The organism is Mesorhizobium sp. M8A.F.Ca.ET.021.01.1.1 (assembly GCF_003998025.1).
Taxonomy (GTDB): domain Bacteria; phylum Pseudomonadota; class Alphaproteobacteria; order Rhizobiales; family Rhizobiaceae; genus Mesorhizobium.
This window is the reverse complement of record NZ_RZSJ01000894.1, coordinates 1-1,531: the sequence shown is the minus strand read 5'-3', so window position 1 is coordinate 1,531 and position 1,531 is coordinate 1. Positions and strand designations below refer to the sequence as shown.

Annotated in this window: 2 protein-coding genes; both read right to left on the bottom strand. The window is 64.3% G+C overall.

Annotated elements, in window-relative coordinates; all coding sequences use genetic code 11:
- Window positions 1–588, bottom strand: a 588-nt coding sequence (locus EOA36_RS35175; protein WP_145969505.1) for an enoyl-CoA hydratase/isomerase family protein, incomplete at its 3' end; no start/stop codon positions are given.
- 13 nt (window positions 589–601) lie between these two features.
- Window positions 602–1,531: acetyl-CoA C-acetyltransferase (locus tag EOA36_RS35170; protein ID WP_127281210.1), on the bottom strand; the 930-nt coding region annotated here is incomplete at its 5' end.

Genomic DNA, 1,531 nt, shown 5'->3' with positions numbered 1-1,531 from the left:
GATCAGGCCCATCGCCTTCGCCTTCTGCGGCGACAGCGTCTGGCCGGAGGTGAGCATCTGCAACGCCTGTTGCTGGTCGGTCAGCCGCGGCACGCGCTGGGTGCCGCCGGCACCGGGGAAGATGCCGATCTTCACCTCGGGGAGCGCCATCCTGACCTTGTCGGAGTCGGCGGCGACGCGGCCATGGCAGGCCAGCGACATTTCGAAGGCGCCGCCCATGCAGGTGCCGTTGATCGCCGAGACCCATGGCTTGCCGCAGGTTTCCAGCTTGCGGAACAGGCCGGTCATGATGCCGGCATTGTCGAACAGCGCCTTGGTCGCCTTTTCTACGTCCTTGACCTTGTCAGTGGCGAAGCTGGTCAGCATCTTCTGCAGCAAGGTGATGTCGGCGCCACCGGAGAAGCTGTCCTTGCCGGAAGTGATCACCGCGCCCTTGATGGCGGCATCGCCAGCCACCTTGTCGACGATGGCGTTCAACTCGCGCATCACCTCTTCGGTAAAGACGTTCATCGAGCGGTCAGGGCTGTTCCAGGTGACCAGCGCGATACCGTCGGCGTCGGTGTCGAGGGTGAAATTGGTGTAGGTCATCGTTCTCTCCCCGTCAGACGCGTTCGATGATGGTTGCGGTGCCCATGCCGGCACCGATGCAGAGCGTTACCAGCGCGGTGTTCAAGTCGCGGCGCTCGAGTTCGTCCAGCACCGTGCCGAAGATCATCGCGCCGGTGGCGCCGAGCGGATGGCCCATGGCGATGGCGCCGCCATTGACGTTGATCTTGTCGTGCGGGATCTCGAAGGCCTGCATGTAGCGCAGCACCACCGAAGCGAAGGCCTCGTTGAGCTCGAACAGGTCGATATCCGACAGCTTCATCTTGGCGCGCTTCAACAGCTTCTCGGTGACGTCGACAGGGCCGGTCAGCATCAGCACCGGCTCGGAGCCGATGTTGGCGAAGGTGCGGATGCGCGCGCGCGGCTTCAGGCCCATGGCCTTGCCGGCCTTCTTCGAGCCGAGCAGCACGGCGGCGGCGCCATCGACGATGCCGGACGAGTTGCCGGCGTGGTGGACATGGTTGACCTCCTCGACCTCGGGGTGCTTCTGCACCGCCACGGCATCGAAGCCGCCCATTTCGCCAGGCATGACGAAGGACGGGTTGAGCGAGGCGAGCGACTGCATGTCGGTCGACGGCCGCATGTGCTCGTCATGGTCGAGAATTGTGAGACCATTCTGGTCCTTGATCGGGATGACCGAGTTCTTGAAGCGGCCATCGGCCCAGGATTTCGCGGCTCGCTTCTGGCTCTCGACCGCGTAGGCGTCGACGTCGTCGCGCGAGAAGCCGTATTTGGTGGCGATCAGGTCGGCTGAAATGCCTTGCGGCACGAACCAGCCGGGCAGGCCGACCGAAGGATCCATGAACCAGGCGCCGCCGGACATGCCCATGCCGACGCGCGACATCGATTCGACGCCGCCGGCGATGACGATTTCATCGGCGCCTTGCGCGATCTTGGCCGCGCCGAAATTGATGGCGTCCAAGCC